This is a genomic window from Micromonospora sp. WMMD1120, from assembly GCF_029626235.1.
Classification (GTDB): Bacteria; Actinomycetota; Actinomycetes; order Mycobacteriales; family Micromonosporaceae; genus Micromonospora.
Map to the genome: position 1 here is coordinate 4,537,397 of NZ_JARUBO010000005.1, position 17,604 is coordinate 4,555,000.

Here is a 17,604-nt window from a genome sequence, read left to right on the forward strand (position 1 = left end):
TGGGCACGGTGAGCGCGAGGAACGCAGCGCAGCGGAGTCCCGCAGTCGCGAACGAAGGGCCGGCACTGTGAGCTTGAGTAGCGACCTGGCCCGTGCCCAGGTCAAGGCCGAGACGCTGATCGAGGCGCTGCCCTGGTTGGCGCGCTTCTCCGGCTCCACGGTCGTGGTCAAGTACGGCGGCAACGCCATGATCGACCCGGAGTTGCAGCGGGCGTTCGCGGCGGACATGGTCTTTCTGCGTTACGTCGGCCTCAAGCCGGTGGTGGTGCACGGTGGCGGTCCGCAGATCTCCGCGATGCTGGGGCGGCTCGGCATAGCCAGCGAGTTCCGGGGTGGTCTGCGGGTGACCACCGCCGAGGCGATGGACGTCGTCCGGATGGTGCTGGTCGGGCAGGTGGGTCGGGAGCTGGTCGGGTTGATCAACTCGCACGGCCCGTACGCGGTCGGCCTCTCCGGCGAGGACGCCCGGCTGTTCACCGCGGTGCGCCGCCCGGCGTACGTGGACGGGATGCCTGTCGACGTCGGCCAGGTCGGGGACGTCGAGTCGGTGGACGTGTCGGCGGTGACCGACCTGATCGAGGCGGGCCGGATTCCGGTGATCTCCACGGTGGCGCCGGACGCGGAGGGGGTGCTGCACAACCTCAACGCGGACACGGCCGCCGCGGCGCTGGCCGTGGCGTTGCGGGCGCGGAAGCTCGTCGTGCTCACCGACGTGTCCGGCCTGTACGCCGACTGGCCGGACACCACCAGCCTGGTCTCCGAGATCGCCGCGGACGACCTGGCCAAGCTGCTACCCAGTCTGGAGTCGGGGATGGTGCCGAAGATGGAGGCCTGCCTGCGGGCGGTGCGTGGGGGAGTGCCGGCCGCGCACGTCGTCGACGGCCGGGTGGCGCACTCCACGTTGCTCGAGGTGTTCACCTCGGAAGGGTTCGGGACGATGGTGGTGCCGGGAGACGGGATGGTCGGGTCGTGAGCACGTTGGCGCAGCGCTGGTCCCAGTCCATGATGGACAACTACGGCACCCCGCCGCTGGCGCTGGTCTCCGGCGCCGGCGCCGTCGTCGTCGACGAGGCCGGTCGGGAATACCTCGACCTGGTCGGCGGCATCGCGGTGAACGCCCTCGGGCACGCCCACCCGGCGGTGGTGGCGGCGGTGTCGAAGCAGGTCGCGACCCTCGGGCACGTCTCCAACCTCTACGTCGCCGAGCCGCCGGTGGCCCTGGCCGAGCTGCTGTTGGCGCTCGCCGGCCGCCCCGGCCGGGTCTTCTTCGCCAACTCGGGCGCGGAGGCGAACGAGGCGGCGTTCAAACTGTCCCGGCTCACCGGCCGCAGTCAGGTGGTGGCCACCCGGGGTGGCTTCCACGGCCGCACCATGGGCGCGCTCGCCCTGACCGGTCAGCCGGCCAAGGTCGACCCGTTCCGGCCGCTGCCCGGCGAGGTGACCCACGTCGACTACGGCGACGTCGCTGCCCTCGACGCGGCGGTCTCCGACGCCACCGCCATGGTCATCCTGGAGCCCATCCAGGGGGAGAACGGCGTGCTGGTACCGCCGCCCGGCTACCTCGCCGCGGCCCGGCGGATCACCGCCCGGCACGGTGCGCTGCTGGTCCTGGACGAGGTGCAGACCGGCGTCGGGCGTACCGGGCACTGGTTCGCGCACCAGGCCGAGGGCGTGGAGCCGGACGTGATCACCCTGGCCAAGGGGTTGGGCGGCGGTCTGCCCATCGGCGCGATGGTGGCCTTCGGTGACGCCGCGGACCTGCTCACCCCCGGCTCGCACGGCACCACCTTCGGCGGCAACCCGGTCAGCTGCGCGGCGGCGCTCGCCGTGGTGGCGACCATCGCGAACGAGGGCCTGCTCGACAACGTCAAGCGCGTCGGTGAGCGGCTGCGTCGCGGCATCGAGGCGCTGGGCCACCCGCTGATCGCCGGCGTACGCGGTGCCGGGCTGCTGCTCGGCGTGTCGCTCACCGCCCCGGTGGCGTCGGTGCTGGCCGAGGCCCTGCGGGAGGCGGGTTTCCTGGTCAACCCGGTTCAGCCGGGTGTGATCCGGTTGGCGCCGCCGCTGATCCTCACCGCCGCCCAGGCGGACGCCTTCCTCGCGGCGCTGCCCGCCGCGCTCGACGTGACAGCGCCGGCGGCGGCCGGCGCGGCGACCGAACCCTCCACCCAGACCACCACGACGGGGACGACTCGATGACCCGGCACTTCCTTCGCGACGACGACCTCACCCCCGCCGAGCAGTCCACGGTGCTCGACCTGGCGGCCCGGATGAAGGCGGACCGCTTCGGCCACCGACCGCTCGCCGGCCCCCGCTCGGTGGCGGTGCTGTTCGACAAGCAGAGCCTGCGGACCAGGTTCTCGTTCGACGTCGGGATCGCCGAGTTGGGCGGGCATCCCCTGGTCGTGGACACGCAGGTCACCCACTTCGGTCGGGGTGAGTCGCTGGCCGACGCCGGACGGGTGCTGTCCCGCTACGTCGCGGCGATCGTGCTGCGGACCCACGGTGACGACCGGATCGCCGAGGTGGCGTCGGGCGCCACCGTGCCGGTGGTCAACGCGCTCACCGACGGCTTCCACCCGTGCCAGCTGCTGGCCGACCTGCTGACCGTGCGGGAGCGGTGCGGCGGCACCGCCGGCCGGACCCTGGCGTACGTGGGGGACGGCGCGAACAACATGGCGCAGTCGTACCTGCTGGCCGGGGCGCTCGCCGGCATGCACGTCCGGGTCGCCGGCCCGGCCGGGTTCGCGCCGGACGCGGCGGTGGTGGACCGCGCGACGCGGATCGCCGCCGGCACCGGTGGGTCGGTGCGGGTGCTCACCGACCCGGTGCAGGCGGTACGCGACGCCGACGTGCTTGCGACCGACACCTGGACGTCGATGGGCCAGGAGTCCGACGGGCTGGACCGGATCACCCCGTTCCTGCCGTACCAGGTCAACAAGGAGTTGCTGGGCCAGGCCGCGCCGGACGCGATAGTGCTGCACTGCCTTCCCGCGCACCGGGGCGAGGAGATCACCGACGAGGTGCTCGACGGCCCGCAGAGCGCTGTCTTCGACCAGGCGGAGAACCGGCTGCACGCGCAGAAGGCGCTGCTGGCCTTCCTACTGGACGCGGCGCAGGGGGAGCGACGATGACCGCGCCGCTGACCCGCGCGGCCCGGCACGCCCGGATCGTGGAGCTGATCCGTGGCACGGCGATCCGGTCGCAGACCGAACTGGCCGACCTGCTCGCCGGTGACGGCGTCGGCGTCACCCAGGCCACGCTCTCCCGGGACCTGGAGGAGTTGGGCGCGGTCAAGGTCCGCGGCGGCGACGGTCCGGCGGTGTACGTGATCCCCGAGGACGGTCAGCGGCCGTTGCGCGACGCCGAGGCCGCGCCGGCCCGACTGGTACGCCTGCTGCACGAACTGCTCAACGGGGTGGACTCCAGCGGCAACATCGCCGTGCTGCGGACACCACCGGGCGCGGCCCAGTATCTGGCCAGCGCGTTGGACCGGGCCGGTCTACCGGAGATCGTCGGCACCATCGCCGGCGACGACACCATCCTGGTCGTGTCCCGCGACCCCGCCGGGGGCACCGCCCTCGGCAACAAGCTCGCCGGCTGGGCCCGCCGGGCGGACACCGTGGAAGGGAACACCGCACCATGACCGAGCAGGACGACCTCACGTCCGTCGCCGTCGCGTCGGCCACCGCCCGGCTGGGCGGTGGCGAACGGTGACCGCCACAATGGGCGGCGTGGACGACAAGAGCCTGACCGAGAACAGCGCCGCCACCAACCGGACGAGCCTCTGGGGTGGCCGGTTCGCGGGCGGCCCCGCCGAGGCGCTGGCCCGACTGTCGGTGAGCGTGCAGTTCGACTGGCGTCTGGCCCCGTACGACATCGCGGGTTCCCGGGCGCACGCCCGGGTCCTGGCCGGCGCCGGCCTGCTCGACCCTGAGGAGTTGGGCCGGATGTTGGCCGCGCTGGACGACCTGGAGGCCGCCTGCGCCTCCGGGGCGTTCCGCCCGACGATCGACGACGAGGACGTGCACACAGCGTTGGAGCGCGGGCTGCTGGAGCGTCTCGGCAGCCTCGGCGGCAAGCTGCGCGCCGGCCGGTCCCGCAACGACCAGGTCGCCACCGACCTGCGGCTCTACCTGCGCGACCACGCCCGGGGTGTGGCCAGCCGCCTCGTGGAGCTGGCGGAGGCGCTCGTCGAGCAGGCCGAGCGGCACGTCGACACCGCCGCGCCGGGGATGACCCACCTCCAGCACGCCCAGCCGGTCACCTTCGGGCACTGGTTGCTCGCCCACGTGCAGCCGTTGCTGCGGGACCTGGAGCGGTTGCGCGACTGGGATCAGCGGGCGGCGATCAGTCCGCTCGGCGCGGGCGCGCTCGCCGGCTCCGGGCTGCCGCTGGACCCGGTGGCCGTGGCCAAGGAGCTGGGTTTCCGGACGTCCTTCGCCAACTCGATGGACGCGGTCGCCGACCGGGACTTCGTCGCCGAGTTCCTCTTCGCCACCGCGATGATCGGGGTGCACCTGTCCCGGCTCGGTGAGGAGGTGGTGCTCTGGACCTCGCACGAGTTCGGCTGGGTGGAGCTGGACGACTCGTTCGCCACCGGCTCGTCGATCATGCCGCAAAAGAAGAACGCGGACATCGCCGAGCTGGCCCGGGGCAAGTCCGGCCGGTTGGTCGGCGGCCTGATGACGGTGCTCACCATGCTCAAGGGCCTGCCGATGACCTACGACCGGGACATGCAGGAGGACAAGGAGCCGGCCTTCGACGCGGTCGACACCCTGGAGCTGCTGCTGCCGGCCCTGGCCGGGATGATCTCCACGATGACGGTACGGGTGGACCGCCTGGTCGCCGCCGCCCCGGTCGGCTTCTCCCTCGCCACCGAGGTCGCCGACTGGCTGGTTCGGCGCAACGTGCCGTTCCGTGACGCGCACGAGATCACCGGCCGGCTGGTGGCGCTCTGCGCCGCCCGCGAGTGCGAGCTGGAGGACGTCTCCGACGAGGACCTGGCCGCGGTGAGCGAGCACCTCGACCCGTCGGTGCGCGACGTGCTGTCGGTGCGGTCGGCGCTGGCGGCCCGGATCACCCCCGGCTCCACCGGGCCCGGCCCGGTCGCCGACCAGCTCGCCGCCGCGGCGGACCGGCTGGCCGGCTGGCGGGAGTGGGCCGCCGAGTCCGTCGTTCCCCGCTGACGGTGGCCGTGGCGTCGGCGCTCGCCGCCGGCGCCGCGGCCGGTTCAGGCCGTCGGGCGCTCCCGCCGGGGAAGCTTGGCCACCACCATGTCGTACGACGCGTCGACCGCCTCGGTCAGCTCGTCGGCGTCGATCGCGCCGTCCAGGCGCAACGTGTTCCACCCGGACCGGCCGATGTAGGCCATCACGCTGGCGTCGTCGGGGTGCCGGTGCAGCCACTCGTCGGCCACCTCGCGGGTCGGCCCGCACTTGACGCCCACCGTCGGCCGGCCTTCGCCGCTGCCGAGGAAGGCGAAGATCCGGCTGCCCACCTTCACCACCTCGTCGCCCTCCCACGGCCGGTCCAGCCATGCTCCCGGCTTGGCCAGGCAGTACGCCAGCATCTCCACACGCTCCACAGGTGCCTCCCAGTAACTCCAGCCCGGTAGCCCCGGCCCTGATCCCGTCGATCTTGCGCTAGCTGTCGTCGAAACGCCGCTTGTGCCCCATAGGTCCCGTCGGAAAGTACAAGATCGACGGAAGTGGGGTGGGGTGGCGCGGCGGATCAGGGGGTTTGCTCGGCGGAGCGGGCGGCGACCCGCTCGTAGCGCTGCCGGGCGGCCTGTGCGCTGCCCAGACCCAGCCCGTACGCGATGGCCTGCCAGGTCAGGCCCCGGTCGCGGGCCAGCGTCAACAGCCCGGCCTCCAGCGCGTCCAGCTCGGCGCGGACGTGCGGGAGCAGGGTCAGCGCGGCGGTGAGATCCCCGGCGTCGACGGGTTCCTCGGTCGGCTCGCGCTCGGCCCCGCCGGCGGCGAGCGCGGTGACCAGTGCCACCGCCTCCCACGGGTCCAGCACGTACGGGTGGGCCCAGCGCCCCCGCCGGCTGTCGGTGCCCGCGTGTCGCTCGCTGATGCGTCGCAGCGCCTCGTGGGTGCGGTGGGCGCGGGCGCGCCCCGGGTGCGGCGCGGTGAACGGATCGTCGATCGTCATGTCCCGAGCACACACCCTCAACGAGGCGTTGTCAACAGAATGTTGAACGACGTCGAGTTGTCGATTCTGGCTCCCCGACGTTTCCTGTACCGGTGGACTACGCATGGCTGCACGCCCCCGCCGCCCGGGTGCCCGAGACGGCGCGGACCCTGCTCGGCTGGGAGATCGCCGCGGGTGGGGTGCGGATCAGGCTGACCGAGGTCGAGGCGTACGCGGGCACCGGCGAGGACCCGGCCTCGCACGCCCACCGGGGCCCCACCCCCCGTACCCGGGTGATGTTCGGCCCCGCCGGGCACGCCTACACCTACTTCGTGTTCGGCGTGCACTGGTGTCTGAACGTCGTGTGCGGCGACGAGGGGGAGGCGGCCGCGGTCCTGCTGCGTGCCGGGGAGGTCGTCGACGGCGTCCAGGTCGCCCGCGCGCGTCGAGGTGCCACGGTGTCCGATCGTGACCTCGCGCGCGGACCCGCCCGGCTGGTGGTCGCGCTCGGGATCGGCGCGTCCGCCAACGGCACGTCAATGCTCGACGGCAGCGGGTCACTGCTGCTCACGCCGCCGACCCGCCCGGTGCCGACAGCCGCCGTCTCCGCCGGCCCGCGGGTCGGGGTTGCTGCCGCGCACGACGTGCCCTGGCGCTTCTGGATCACCGGCGACCCCACGGTGAGCCCCTACCGGCGGCACACGCCCCGCCGACGGGCCACAAGTGTGACCAACCGATAGCCCAGTGGAGTCAGACATCGGACACTGTCGACATACCGTACTGGGATAGGGTCCGCCGGGAGGTGTGGGGTGAGTTTCCGGTTGGCGACGTATGCCGTGTGTGTCAAGGGTGAGCGGGTCCTTCTCGTGCATCACGTGACACTGACCGGCGAGACGCACTGGACCCTGCCGGGCGGCGAGATCGAGCACGCGGAGGACCCGTTCGACGCGGTGGTCCGGGAAGTCGCCGAGGAGACCGGTTACCAGGCGGTGGTCGAACGGCTGCTGGGCGTGGATTCGCGGATGATCCCCGCCGCCCACGCGCGGCTGGGTGTCGAGCAGCAGGCCGTCGGCGTCTTCTACGGCGTCCGTGTGGTCGGTGGCGTGCGGCGCTCCGAGACCAACGGCGGCGTCGTCGAGTCGGTCTGGACCCCGTTGTCCGAGGTGGCCCATCTGCGCCGCTCGGCGGTGGTCGATGTCGGCCTCACCCTCGCGCGGACCGCTCCGCCGACGGGCCACGTCGCCCCCGTCCCGGTCGGCGGCCTCATCCGGCACTGAGCGCCCGCCCGGCGTTGCCGCGCCGGTCTGTCGGTGGGTGTGGCCATAATCACCGCACCTGCTCACCGACGGTACGGAGGGGTTCCATGGCAACGCTGCTCGCAATCGGGACGGCCAAGGGGTTGTTCCTCGCCACCAGCGCCGACGACCGGCGCGGCTGGGAGATCACCGGCCCGCACTTCCCGATGACCGGTGTCTACGCGGTGGCGATCGACACCCGTCGCCCCACTCCCCGGTTGCTGGTCAGCACGACCAGCTCACACTTCGGCCCCAGCGTCGCCACCAGCGACGACCTCGGCGCCTCCTGGGACGAGCCCGACCAGGCGCCGGTCGCGTTCCCGGCCGACACCGGGGTCTCGCTCGGCCGGGTCTGGCAGTTGACCCCGGCCGGTCCGGAGGAACCGGACGTGATCTGGGCCGGCACCGAGCCGTCGGCGCTGTTCAGGTCCACCGACGGTGGTCGCAGCTTCGAGTTGGTGCGTTCGCTGTGGGACCACCCGCACCGGCCGCAGTGGGAGGCAGGGTTCGGCGGCCAGGCCGTGCACACGGTGCTGCCCCACCCGCGCGATCCCGCTCGGGTGCTGGTCGCCATGTCCACCGGCGGGGTCTACCGCTCGGAGGACGCCGGGGCGAGCTGGGCGCCCGGCAACACCGGCATCCGCGCCTACTTCATGCCGGACGAGTGGCCCGAGTTCGGCCAGTGCGTGCACAAGGTCGCCCGCGACGCCGGCAATCCCGAGCGGCTCTACGCGCAGAACCACCACGGCGTCTACCGCTCCGACGACGACGGCCGCACCTGGTCCTCGATCGCCGAGGGCCTGCCCAGCGACTTCGGCTTTCCGATGGTGTCGCACCCGGGTCGAGCCGACACGGTGTGGACCTTCCCGCTGGTCGCCGACGGTGAACGGTTCCCGACCGAGCACCGCTGTCGGGTGTTCCGCTCGACCGACGCCGGCGGAAAGTGGGAGCCGCTGTCGGTGGGGCTGCCCGAGGGGCCGTTCTACCCGGCGGTGCTGCGCGACGCGATGTGCGCCGACGACGCCACCCCCGCCGGCGTCTACTTCGGCACCCGCTCCGGCTCGGTGTTCGCCAGCCGGGACGAGGGCGACTCGTGGGCGCTGGTGGCGGCGCACCTGCCCGACGTGCTGTGCGTCCGGGCGGCGGTGATCTGAGCGTGGTCACCGTGTTGCTGCCCGGTCCGCTGCGCGGCGAGGCCGATGGGGCGAGTCGGTTGAGCGTCGACGCGGCCGGCACGCTGCGCGCGGTCCTCGACGAGTTGGCCGCGCGCCATCCCCGGCTGTCCCGGCGACTGCGTGACGAGCGCGGCGAGTTGCGCCGTTACGTCAACGTCTTCGTCGACGGGGAGGACTGCCGGCACTCGGGCGGTCTGGCGACCCCGGTCGGTGACGGCGCCGAGGTGCAGGTGGTGCCGTCGGTGGCGGGGGGCTGAGGTCCGGGGGAGTGACCGGCGCCACTGCGGGGCGTACCACCGACGGAATAGTTGACTCGTCAAATAAGTTGTGGGCTGCGTCCGGGTACCACCGCGGCACCCGGTAGACACGCGAGGAGCTGGTCATGCAGTTCGGAGTCTTCACCGTCGGTGACGTCACCGTCGATCCGACCACCGGTCGGGAGCCGACCGAGCATGAGCGGATCAAGGCGATGGTCGCGATCGCGCTGAAGGCCGAGGAGGTCGGCCTGGACGTCTTCGCCACCGGCGAGCACCACAACCCGCCGTTCGTGCCGTCGTCCCCGACCACCATGCTGGGTTACATCGCGGCGCGCACCGAGCGGCTGCTGATGTCCACCGCCACCACGCTGATCACCACGAACGACCCGGTGAAGATCGCCGAGGACTACGCGATGCTTCAGCATCTCTCCGGCGGCCGGGTGGACCTGATGATGGGTCGCGGCAACACCGGCCCGGTGTACCCGTGGTTCGGCAAGGACATCCGCGCCGGCATCCCGCTCGCCATCGAGAACTACGACCTGCTGCGCCGGCTGTGGCGCGAGGACGTGGTCGACTGGAAGGGCAAGTACCGCACCCCGTTGCAGTCGTTCACCGCGACGCCGCGTCCCCTCGACGGGGTGCCGCCGTTCGTGTGGCACGGCTCGATCCGCAGCCCGGAGATCGCCGAGCAGGCCGCGTACTACGGCGACGGCTTCTTCGCCAACCACATCTTCTGGCCCAAGGAGCACACCCAGCGGATGGTCGGGCTCTACCGCGAGCGCTACGCGCACTACGGCCACGGCTCCGCCGACCAGGCGATCGTGGGCCTCGGTGGGCAGGTGTTCATGCGGCGCAACTCGCAGGACGCGGTCCGGGAGTTCCGGCCCTACTTCGACAACGCCCCGGTCTATGGGCACGGGCCGTCGCTCGAGGAGTTCACCCGGGAGACCCCGCTGACCGTGGGCAGCCCGCAGCAGGTCATCGACCGCACGCTGGGCTTCCGGGAGTACGTCGGCGACTACCAGCGGCAGCTCTTCCTGATCGACCACGCCGGCCTGCCGTTGAAGACGGTGCTCGAGCAGCTCGACCTGCTCGGCGAGGAGGTGGTGCCGGTGCTGCGCAAGGAGTTCGCCGCGCTGCGCCCGGCGCACGTGCCGGACGCGCCCACCCACGCCTCGCTGGTCACCGCGGCCGGCGGCGGCACCGACAGCACCGTGCACGCCGTCGACGACGTGACGGGCAGGGCCCCGGAGGGGGCGACCCGATGACCCACCGCACCCTGGCCGTGGTCTCGGCCGGGCTGAGTCAGCCCTCGTCCACCCGGCTGCTCGCCGACCAGCTCGCCGCGGCCACCCGCGACGAGCTGGTCCGGCGCGGCCACGCGGTGACCCCGCACGTTGTCGACCTGCGGGAGTACGCCCACGACGTGGTGAACAACATGCTCACCGGGTTCGCGCCGACGGCGCTGCGCGAGGTCGTCGACACGGTGACCGGCGCGGACGGGCTGATCGCCGTCACCCCGATCTTCAGCGCCTCCTACAACGGGCTCTTCAAGTCCTTCTTCGACGTGCTGGACAAGGAGTCGCTGGTCGACCGGCCGGTGCTGATCGGGGCCACCGGCGGCACCGCCCGGCACTCGTTGGCGCTGGAGCACGCGGTCCGCCCGATGTTCGCGTACCTGCGGTCGGTGGTGGTCCCGACGGCCGTCTTCGCCGCGCCGGAGGACTGGTCGGACGGCGCCGCCGACGGCGCGTTGCGCGGTCGGATCCGCCGTGCCGCGGCGGAGTTGGCCGACCAGATCGAGCGTCGTCCACCGGCCAGCGGCCCGGCCGACCCGTTCGCCCTCACCACCGATTTCCTCCAGATGCTCGGGCGGGGTGACGACGCGCCGCTCAGTTGAGCGGGTGGGCGACGAGCACCGGGCAGTGAGCGTGCTGGATGGCCGCCTGACTGACCGAGCCGAGCAGCAGGCCGGCGAAACCGGCCCGGCCCCGGGTGCCCACGACCAGCAGTGACGCCGTGCCGCTGGCCTCGATGAGCCCCTGGGCCGCGCCGGCCGCCCGGATCGGGTGTTCCCGCACCACCAGGTCGGGGTGCGCCGCGCGCGCCCTGCCGGAGGCGTCGGCCAGCAGCCGCACCGCGTCCGCCCGGTACGCGGCCTGCGCCTCCTCGATCTCCTCCGGCACGCTCCGGTCCTGCTCCGGCGGCCCGACGTGCGTCAGCACCAGCGGCACGTCCCGCAGCGCCGCCTCGTCGGCGCCGTAGCCCACCGCGAGCGCCGCCGACTCGGAGCCGTCGACACCGACGAGCACCGGGGCGTCCACCGGGATCGGCTGTTCGTCGGGGCGGACGACCAGCACCGGGCACCGCGCGTGCGCGGCTACCTGCGCGCCGACCGAGCCGAGCAGCAGCCCGGTGAAGCCGCCGAGACCCCGGCTGCCCACCACGACCAGCTCCGCCCGGCGGGACTCCTCGATGAGGGTGGCGCCGGGACCGCCGGTCACCTGGCGGACGTCCACGGTGAGGTCGGGCCACCTGTCGGTCAGCTCGGCCGCCGTCCGCTCCAACATCTTCTGCGCCTCCGCGGAGGGCGCCGGCACCCCGAGGTCGTACGGGTTGAGCGGTACGCCGTACCCGAAGGGGTGCAGGTAGCCGTGCACCAGCAGCAACGGCCGGGACCGCAGGTGCGCGGCCCGTGCGGCGTGTTCGGCGGCGACCAGGCTGGACGGGGAGCCGTCCACTCCCACCACGACAGGTCGGTTCATCGGCGCTCCCTCGGTCGGTCAGGTCATTGTCGACCGCGCGGACGCGCGGCACAGGCCGGACGCGCCGATCGCGACGGCGCGCGCACCCCGGTCTTGTACGCAACTACGTATGTACGTAATATCGACGCATGGACAGCGTGGAAGATCGGCTCGCCGCGCTGGAGGCACAGGTCGCGGCCCTGAGCGAACGGCTCGCGGCGACACCGCCGCCACCCGCCCCCGCAACCGCGCCCGAGGGCACCTTCTGGGCTCTCGACGGGCTCAAGCAGCGCCTGCCGGCAGACGGAGCGGGCGCGGTCCTCTACACCGGCACCGTCCGCGTCGCCGGCCAGCACTACGACTGGCAGTACGGCCGCACCGTCGACGACCTGCTCGCCGCGGACTGGACGGAGCTGGCGGGCGCCCTCTCCGCGTTGGCCCACCCGGTGCGGCTGCGGCTCCTCCGGGAGATCCTCGGCGGCCGGCAGAGCACCAGCGAGCTGGCCGAGATCGAGGAGTTGGGCACCACCGGGCAGCTGCATCACCATCTGCGCCAGATGACCGCTGCCGGTTGGCTGCGCAGCGGCGGCAGGGGCCGCCACGCGGTCCCCGCCGAACGCGTGGTGCCACTGCTGGCCATCCTCACCGCCGCCGGCCGCTGACCGGCCGCGTACTAGACGACCCCCACCGAGGAGCCACCATGCGCCGCACCACAGTCACCACCCTCGTCGCCGCGCTGATCGCCGGCCTGTGCGGGGTCGCGCTGATGCCCCGGGCGCCCCGCCTCGACGCGCGGAGCACGGGCGACCGCGAGCTGGCCGTCGCCGTGCGCGCGGCGGTGCCCGACCCGTCGGGACACCGGGGGCTCGCCGTCGCAGTGGTCGAGAACGGACGCGTCCGCACCGCCGGCCTGGGCGACCGGGACCTCGCCGGTCGACCCGTCGAGCCCGGCACCCCGTTCGAGATCGGCTCGGTCACCAAGGCGCTCACCGGCATGCTCCTCGCCGACCAGGTCGCCGCCGGCGTCGTCGGCCCCGACGACCACCTCGGCGTCACCTGGTCCGAGGTGACCGGCCCCGCCCGCGACGTCACCCTCGCCGAACTCGCCAGCCACCGCGCCGGCCTGCCCCGGCTCGCCCCCGCCTCCCCGCTGGGGTGGGCGCGCGTCCTGTGGTCCAACGTCTCCGGCGGCAACCCGTACGCCGGGCAGGGCGTCGACACCATCCGCGGCGCCGCCGACCGGGTCCGTCCCGGCGACGGTCGCGGCGAGGTCGACTACTCCAACCTCGGCCCGTCGGTGCTCGGTCACGCGCTCGCCGCGAAGGCGGGCGTCGCGTACCCCGAGCTGCTGCACGCCCGGCTGCTGCGGCCGCTCGGCATGACGGCCACCGTCGTCGCCACCGGCGACGACGACCTGCCCGCCGGTCGCGCCCAGGGCAGCCGGGCCGGCGGCCGGCCGCTCGACCCGTGGCCGAGTGCCGGGTACGCGCCGGCCGGCGCCGGCCCGTGGTCGACGGCCGAGGATCTGGGCCGGCTGCTCGCCGCCACCCTCGCCGGCACCGCTCCCGGCGCGGACGCCGCCACCGCCCGCTTCCGCGAGGACGACGACACCCGCATCGGCTACGGCTGGTTCACCAGCCGGCACGGCGACCACGAGGTGGTCTGGCACAACGGCGCGACCGGCGGTTTCCGGTCCTACGTCGGCTTCGAACGCGCCACCGGGCGGGCGGTGGCGGTGCTCGGCAACACCGACAGGGACGTCGAGCCGATCGGCCTGCGGCTGCTCGGGGTGCCTCCGAGGGAGGCCGACTCGGCGGCGTCGGTGCTGCTGCCGTGGATCGGCGCCGGGCTCGCGGTGGTCTTCACCTTCCTCGGCGGGCTCTCCCTGCTCGGCACCGCCCGCCGTCGCGAACTCGACCAGGTGACAGTGCTGGCGGCGGCGGTCTGGGCGTTCGCCTATCTGGGGTTGGGGCACCGGTTGGGGGACTGGTCGGTGGTGCCGGCCTGGTTGTGGCCGCTCGGGGCCTGCGTGGCGGCGGCGGGGGTGGCAGTGGCGGCGACCAGGTGGCACGCCCTGCCGGTCGTCGACGCGCGGGTGCCGTGGCGTCGACTGGTGTCAGTGGCGAGTTCGGTGGTGGCCGCCGTGCTGGCGGTCGTCGCCGTCGCCGGCTGACGCCGGCTTCCCGCACCGTGTCACAGCCGGTGCGTACCCTCGACCGATGACCTCCGACGTGTTGCTGCGCCCGGTCCGCGAGGACGATGTCGTTGAGTTCTTCCTGCACCAGCAGGACCCGGAGGCCAACCGGATGGCCGCCTTCGGCCCGAAGGACCCCACCGACCACCGCGAGTTCGCCCGGCACTGGGCCCGGGTGCTGGCCAACCCGGCGAACCTGGTCCGCACGGTCGAGGTCGACGGCGCCGTGGTCGGCTACGTGAGCGCCTTCCCCGTCGACGACCAGACCGAGGTCAGCTACTGGATCGACAGGGCCCGCTGGGGCCGGGGCCACGCGACGGCGGCCCTGGCCGCCCTGCTGCGCGAGCTGCCCCGGCCGGTGCACGCCCGCGCCGCCAAGGACAACGCCGCCTCCCTCGCGGTGCTGCGCAAGTGCGGCTTCGTGGTGGTCGGGGAGGATTCGGGGTACGCCAACGGCCGGGGAGAGGACGTCGAGGAGTGGCTGCTCGAGCTGCCCGCCGACGGCCCTGACCTGGGCGAGCACTAGTCTCGCGGAGTGAACTGGTGGGATCTCGTCGGCTGGGCCGGCTCCGCGGTGCTGGTCTGGTCACTGCTGCAGTCGCGCGTGCTGCGGTTGCGCGCGCTCAACCTCCTCGGCAGTGTCGTGCTGACCGGCTACAACGCCGCGATCGGGGTCTGGCCCATGGTCGGCCTCAATCTCGTGCTCGCCGCGATCAACGTCTGGTATCTACGCGGGATGCTCGCCACCCGGCACGACGAGAAGACCTACCAGGTGGTGGAGGTCGGTGTCGGCGACCAGTTCCTCGCGCACACCCTGCGGGTGCACGCCAACGACATCGCCCGGTTCAATCCCGGCTTCCGCTGGGACCAGGACGCGTCCGGGCGCTCCGCGTTCCTGGTGGTCACCGCCGACGAGGTGGTCGGCGTGGTGTTGTCGCACGCCGAGGCGCACGGCGTCGCCCAGATCGACCTCGACTACGTCACCCCGAAGTTCCGCGACTTCACCCCCGGCGAGTTCGTCTACCGGCGCAGCCGCCTGTTCACCGAACGCGGCTTCCACCGGGTGGTCAGCCCGCCCCGAATGATCGCCCCCTACTACCACCGCCTCGGCTTCCGGCCGGAGGGCGACTCGTACGTGCTCGACCTGCCCGCGACCCCGGCCGGCGGCCCGGCATGACGGCAGCGGTGTCCGATTCGTCACCGACGGCCGATCCGACGTAGCGTCGAGGGGCAGGATTCGGCCAGCGTTGGACGGGGCAAAGACACGGCTACGCCGGGCGGGCCCGCCGACCGGCCGGCGCCGCGCGTGCCAGCCGGCGTCACCACCGCAGAGGGAGCGAACCGGGCGTGCAGAGCTACGGGAGCCAACTGGCCCTGGTCGGAATCCTGGTCGTGATCAACGCGCTCTTCGCCGGCAGCGAGATGGCGCTGGTGTCACTGCGGGACAGCCAGATCCAACGACTGGAGCGCACCAGCCGAGGTGGGCGGGTGCTGGCCCGACTCGCCAAGGACCCGAACCGCTTCCTGGCCACCATCCAGATCGGCATCACGCTCGCCGGATTCCTGGCCTCGGCCGCGGCGGCGGTCTCCCTGGCCAAACCGCTCGTGCCGCTGCTCGGGGTGTTCGGGGGCGCCGCCGAGACGGTGGCGATCGTGATCGTCACCCTCGCGCTGACCTTCGTCACCCTGGTCTTCGGCGAGCTGGCCCCCAAGCGGATCGCCATGCAGGCCGCCGAACGCTGGGCGCTGCTGGTGGCCCGCCCGCTCGACCTGCTCGCCAGCCTCACCCGCCCGGCCGTCTGGGCGCTCGGCGCCACCAGCGACCTCGTCGTCCGCCTGGTCGGGCTCAACCCGAAGCACGAGCCGGAGGAGATCGGCCCCGACGAGCTGCGCGACATCGTCGCCGGAAACCACGGCTTCACCAAGGAGCAGCGCACCATCATCGCGGGCGCGGTGGAGATCGCCGATCGCCGGTTGCGCGCTGTGCTCGTACCCCGGTTGCGGGTCTTCACGCTCGACAGCGGGACCACGGCGGAGGCCGCGCGGCTCGTGCTGGCCGCCACCGGGCACTCGCGTGCGCCGGTGGTGCGCCACGGCGGCCTGGACGACACGGTCGGGGTGATCCACCTGCGCGACCTGGTGGGCGTGCCCGACGACCGGCCGGTCGACGAGATCGCCCGGCCCCCGATGCTGCTGCCCGACTCGCTGCCGGTGGTCGACGCGCTGCGCCAGTTCAAGGCGGAGCGCCAGCACATCGCGCTCGTCGTCGACGAGCGCGGCGCCGTCGACGGCATCGTGACGCTGGAGGACATCCTGGAGGAGATCGTCGGCGAGATCTACGACGAGACCGACCGGGACGGCTACTCGGTGCGCCGCGACGCCGACGGCGCGCTGCTGCTGCCCGGAACGTTCCCGGTGCACGACCTTCCGGACATCGGCGTCGAGCTGCCGTCGCGCCCGGCCGGTGACTACACCACCGTCGCCGGGCTGGTGCTGGCCCGGCTCGGGCACATCCCCACCGTCGCCGGGGAGGACGTCACGCTGGACGGCTGGCAGCTCGTCGTCACCGAGATCGACCACCGGGCCATCACCGAGGTACGGCTGAGCCGCGTCCCCGACGAGCCCGACGAGGACCTCCCCGCCGAGCCGGTGCTCGACGAGGCCCGCGGCTGACCCGGCCGCCGGCGGTCAGTCGCGGGTCAGGTTCTGCAACCGGACCTGACCCCGGGCGACCAACCGCTGCGCGTCATCGGTGATCTCCACCTGCCACAGCTGCTGGCTGCGACCCCGGTGCACGGGTGTGCCCACAGCGGTCAGCTCACCGTCGCGGACCGCCCGCAGGAAGTCCGTCTGGTTCGAGACCCCGACCACCCTGCCCCTGTCGCCCAGCCAGAACGCGCCACCGACGCTGGCCGCGGTCTCCACCACCGAGCAGTAGACCCCACCGTGCAGGAGACCGAACGGCTGGTGCAGCTCGGGGCGGACCTGCCAGCGAATGACCACCCGGTCGGCGGTCGCCTCCTCGAACGTGAGGCCGAGCAGGGCGGCGAAGCCACCCGTCAGATCCGGAATCTCCACGGCGAACCCCTCCTCGATCACGGCGCGCAAGCCTAGCCGGGGCCTGTCGGAGCAAACCCGGTACGGGTCGGTGCCGGCGATGGGGGAGAATCGGTGACCGTGACCGACAGCAGCCCCCCGCCATCCGGGCGGGACTCCCTGACCGACGACCTGCTCTGGCGTGGCCTGATCCAGGACTCGACCGGCCTCGACGAGCTGCGCGAGCTGCTCGACGGGGGGATCGCCGCCACGTACTACGTGGGCTTCGACCCCACCGCGCCGAGCCTGCACGTCGGCAACCTGATGCAGGTGCTCATGGCCCGCCGGCTGCAACTCGCCGGCCACCGGCCGTTGCTGCTGGTCGGCGGGGCGACCGGGCAGATCGGTGACCCGAAGGAGAGCGCCGAGCGGACGCTCAACCCGCCCGGGGTGATCGCCGGCTGGATCGAGCGCATCCGCGACCAGCTCGCGCCCTTCGTGTCGTACACCGGGGACAACGGGGCGCAGCTGGTCAACAACCTGGACTGGACCGGCGAGCTGTCGGTGGTCGACTTCCTCCGGGACGTCGGCAAGCACTTCCCGGTGAACAAGATGCTCGCGCGGGAGGTGGTGCGGGCGCGCCTGGAGACCGGCATCAGCTTCACCGAGTTCAGCTACCAACTGTTGCAGGCGAACGACTTCTTCGAGCTGCACCGCCGGCACGGCTGCCAGCTCCAGTTCGGTGGATCCGACCAGTGGGGCAAC

21 protein-coding genes (1 of these 21 running past the window's edge) are annotated in these 17,604 nt (G+C 73.0%); 17 read left to right on the forward strand and 4 right to left on the reverse strand.

Annotation, left to right across the window (positions count from 1 at the left end):
- The first annotated feature begins 67 nt into the window (after window positions 1-67).
- From argB to argH, 5 genes are all read left to right on the forward strand, one after another.
- On the forward strand, window positions 68-973 hold the full coding sequence (gene argB / locus O7634_RS21210; RefSeq protein WP_278151854.1) for an acetylglutamate kinase: 906 nt from the start codon (window positions 68-70) through the stop codon (window positions 971-973).
- Window positions 970-2,199 (forward strand): acetylornithine transaminase, encoded by a 1,230-nt coding sequence (locus tag O7634_RS21215; RefSeq protein WP_278151856.1) that lies wholly within the window; start codon window positions 970-972, stop codon window positions 2,197-2,199. The genes argB and O7634_RS21215 overlap by 4 nt, the downstream gene beginning before the upstream one ends.
- A complete protein-coding gene (gene argF / locus O7634_RS21220; protein ID WP_278151857.1) occupies window positions 2,196-3,134 on the forward strand; it encodes an ornithine carbamoyltransferase in 939 nt (312 codons plus the stop codon). Before O7634_RS21215 ends, argF begins: the two co-directional genes overlap by 4 nt.
- Window positions 3,131-3,646 carry an arginine repressor gene (locus O7634_RS21225; protein ID WP_278151858.1) on the forward strand — a complete coding sequence of 172 codons (516 nt, stop codon included), beginning with the start codon at window positions 3,131-3,133 and terminating at the stop codon, window positions 3,644-3,646. Before argF ends, O7634_RS21225 begins: the two co-directional genes overlap by 4 nt.
- Window positions 3,647-3,725: 79 nt before the next feature.
- Window positions 3,726-5,189: an argininosuccinate lyase gene (gene argH, locus O7634_RS21230; protein WP_278154039.1), complete on the forward strand. Its 1,464-nt coding sequence runs from the start codon at window positions 3,726-3,728 to the stop codon at window positions 5,187-5,189.
- Window positions 5,190-5,233: 44 nt separating this feature from the next.
- On the opposite strand, the gene O7634_RS21235 is transcribed toward argH, so the two are convergent.
- Window positions 5,234-5,587, reverse strand: coding sequence for an MmcQ/YjbR family DNA-binding protein (locus O7634_RS21235; protein WP_278151859.1), 354 nt, complete (start codon window positions 5,585-5,587; stop codon window positions 5,234-5,236).
- 146 nt (window positions 5,588-5,733) lie between these two features.
- Window positions 5,734-6,159 (reverse strand): DNA-binding protein, encoded by a 426-nt coding sequence (locus O7634_RS21240; protein WP_278151860.1) that lies wholly within the window; start codon window positions 6,157-6,159, stop codon window positions 5,734-5,736.
- A 92-nt stretch (window positions 6,160-6,251) separates the two neighbouring features.
- Between O7634_RS21240 and O7634_RS21245 the strand changes: the two genes are divergently transcribed.
- The 6 genes from O7634_RS21245 (at window position 6,252) to O7634_RS21270 (ending at window position 10,765) form a co-directional block, all read left to right on the forward strand.
- A complete protein-coding gene (locus tag O7634_RS21245) occupies window positions 6,252-6,878 on the forward strand; it encodes a DNA-3-methyladenine glycosylase (protein ID WP_278151861.1) in 627 nt (208 codons plus the stop codon).
- A gap of 69 nt (window positions 6,879-6,947) precedes the next feature.
- Entirely contained in the window at window positions 6,948-7,415 is a 468-nt protein-coding gene (locus O7634_RS21250) for an NUDIX domain-containing protein (RefSeq protein WP_347404276.1), read from the forward strand.
- Window positions 7,416-7,501: 86 nt separating this feature from the next.
- Window positions 7,502-8,587, forward strand: a complete 1,086-nt coding sequence (locus tag O7634_RS21255; RefSeq protein ID WP_278151862.1) for an exo-alpha-sialidase — start codon at window positions 7,502-7,504, stop codon at window positions 8,585-8,587.
- Between the two features lie 2 nt (window positions 8,588-8,589).
- On the forward strand, window positions 8,590-8,865 hold the full coding sequence (locus O7634_RS21260; RefSeq protein WP_278151863.1) for a ubiquitin-like small modifier protein 1: 276 nt from the start codon (window positions 8,590-8,592) through the stop codon (window positions 8,863-8,865).
- 125 nt (window positions 8,866-8,990) lie between these two features.
- Window positions 8,991-10,133, forward strand: a complete 1,143-nt coding sequence (locus O7634_RS21265) for an LLM class flavin-dependent oxidoreductase (RefSeq protein ID WP_278151864.1) — start codon at window positions 8,991-8,993, stop codon at window positions 10,131-10,133.
- Entirely contained in the window at window positions 10,130-10,765 is a 636-nt protein-coding gene (locus O7634_RS21270; RefSeq protein ID WP_278151865.1) for an FMN reductase, read from the forward strand. Before O7634_RS21265 ends, O7634_RS21270 begins: the two co-directional genes overlap by 4 nt.
- On the opposite strand, the gene O7634_RS21275 is transcribed toward O7634_RS21270, so the two are convergent.
- A complete protein-coding gene (locus O7634_RS21275; protein ID WP_278151866.1) occupies window positions 10,758-11,630 on the reverse strand; it encodes a universal stress protein in 873 nt (290 codons plus the stop codon). The genes O7634_RS21270 and O7634_RS21275 overlap by 8 nt on opposite strands.
- A 128-nt stretch (window positions 11,631-11,758) precedes the next feature.
- Here O7634_RS21275 and O7634_RS21280 point away from each other — a divergent pair, with 128 nt between their 5' ends.
- The 5 genes from O7634_RS21280 to O7634_RS21300 all read left to right on the forward strand — a co-directional run bounded on the left by O7634_RS21280 (window position 11,759) and on the right by O7634_RS21300 (window position 16,476).
- Window positions 11,759-12,271, forward strand: a complete 513-nt coding sequence (locus O7634_RS21280) for a winged helix-turn-helix domain-containing protein (protein ID WP_278151867.1) — start codon at window positions 11,759-11,761, stop codon at window positions 12,269-12,271.
- Between the two features lie 38 nt (window positions 12,272-12,309).
- Window positions 12,310-13,782, forward strand: a complete 1,473-nt coding sequence (locus tag O7634_RS21285) for a serine hydrolase domain-containing protein (protein WP_278151868.1) — start codon at window positions 12,310-12,312, stop codon at window positions 13,780-13,782.
- Window positions 13,783-13,828: 46 nt separating this feature from the next.
- Window positions 13,829-14,329, forward strand: coding sequence for a GNAT family N-acetyltransferase (locus O7634_RS21290; protein WP_278151869.1), 501 nt, complete (start codon window positions 13,829-13,831; stop codon window positions 14,327-14,329).
- A 9-nt stretch (window positions 14,330-14,338) separates the two neighbouring features.
- Complete coding sequence (locus O7634_RS21295) at window positions 14,339-14,980, forward strand: hypothetical protein (protein WP_278151870.1); 642 nt, start codon at window positions 14,339-14,341, stop codon at window positions 14,978-14,980.
- 170 nt (window positions 14,981-15,150) lie between these two features.
- A complete protein-coding gene (locus O7634_RS21300) occupies window positions 15,151-16,476 on the forward strand; it encodes a hemolysin family protein (protein WP_278151871.1) in 1,326 nt (441 codons plus the stop codon).
- 15 nt (window positions 16,477-16,491) lie between these two features.
- Here O7634_RS21300 and O7634_RS21305 read toward each other — a convergent pair whose 3' ends face one another.
- Complete coding sequence (locus O7634_RS21305) at window positions 16,492-16,899, reverse strand: PaaI family thioesterase (protein WP_278154041.1); 408 nt, start codon at window positions 16,897-16,899, stop codon at window positions 16,492-16,494.
- Window positions 16,900-16,980: 81 nt separating this feature from the next.
- Between O7634_RS21305 and tyrS the strand changes: the two genes are divergently transcribed.
- Window positions 16,981-17,604, forward strand: the 5' portion of a protein-coding gene (gene tyrS, locus O7634_RS21310) for a tyrosine--tRNA ligase (RefSeq protein WP_278154042.1). 669 nt of this gene lie beyond the right edge of the window; only the first 624 of its 1,293 coding nucleotides appear in the window; its start codon is at window positions 16,981-16,983; the stop codon falls past the right edge of the window.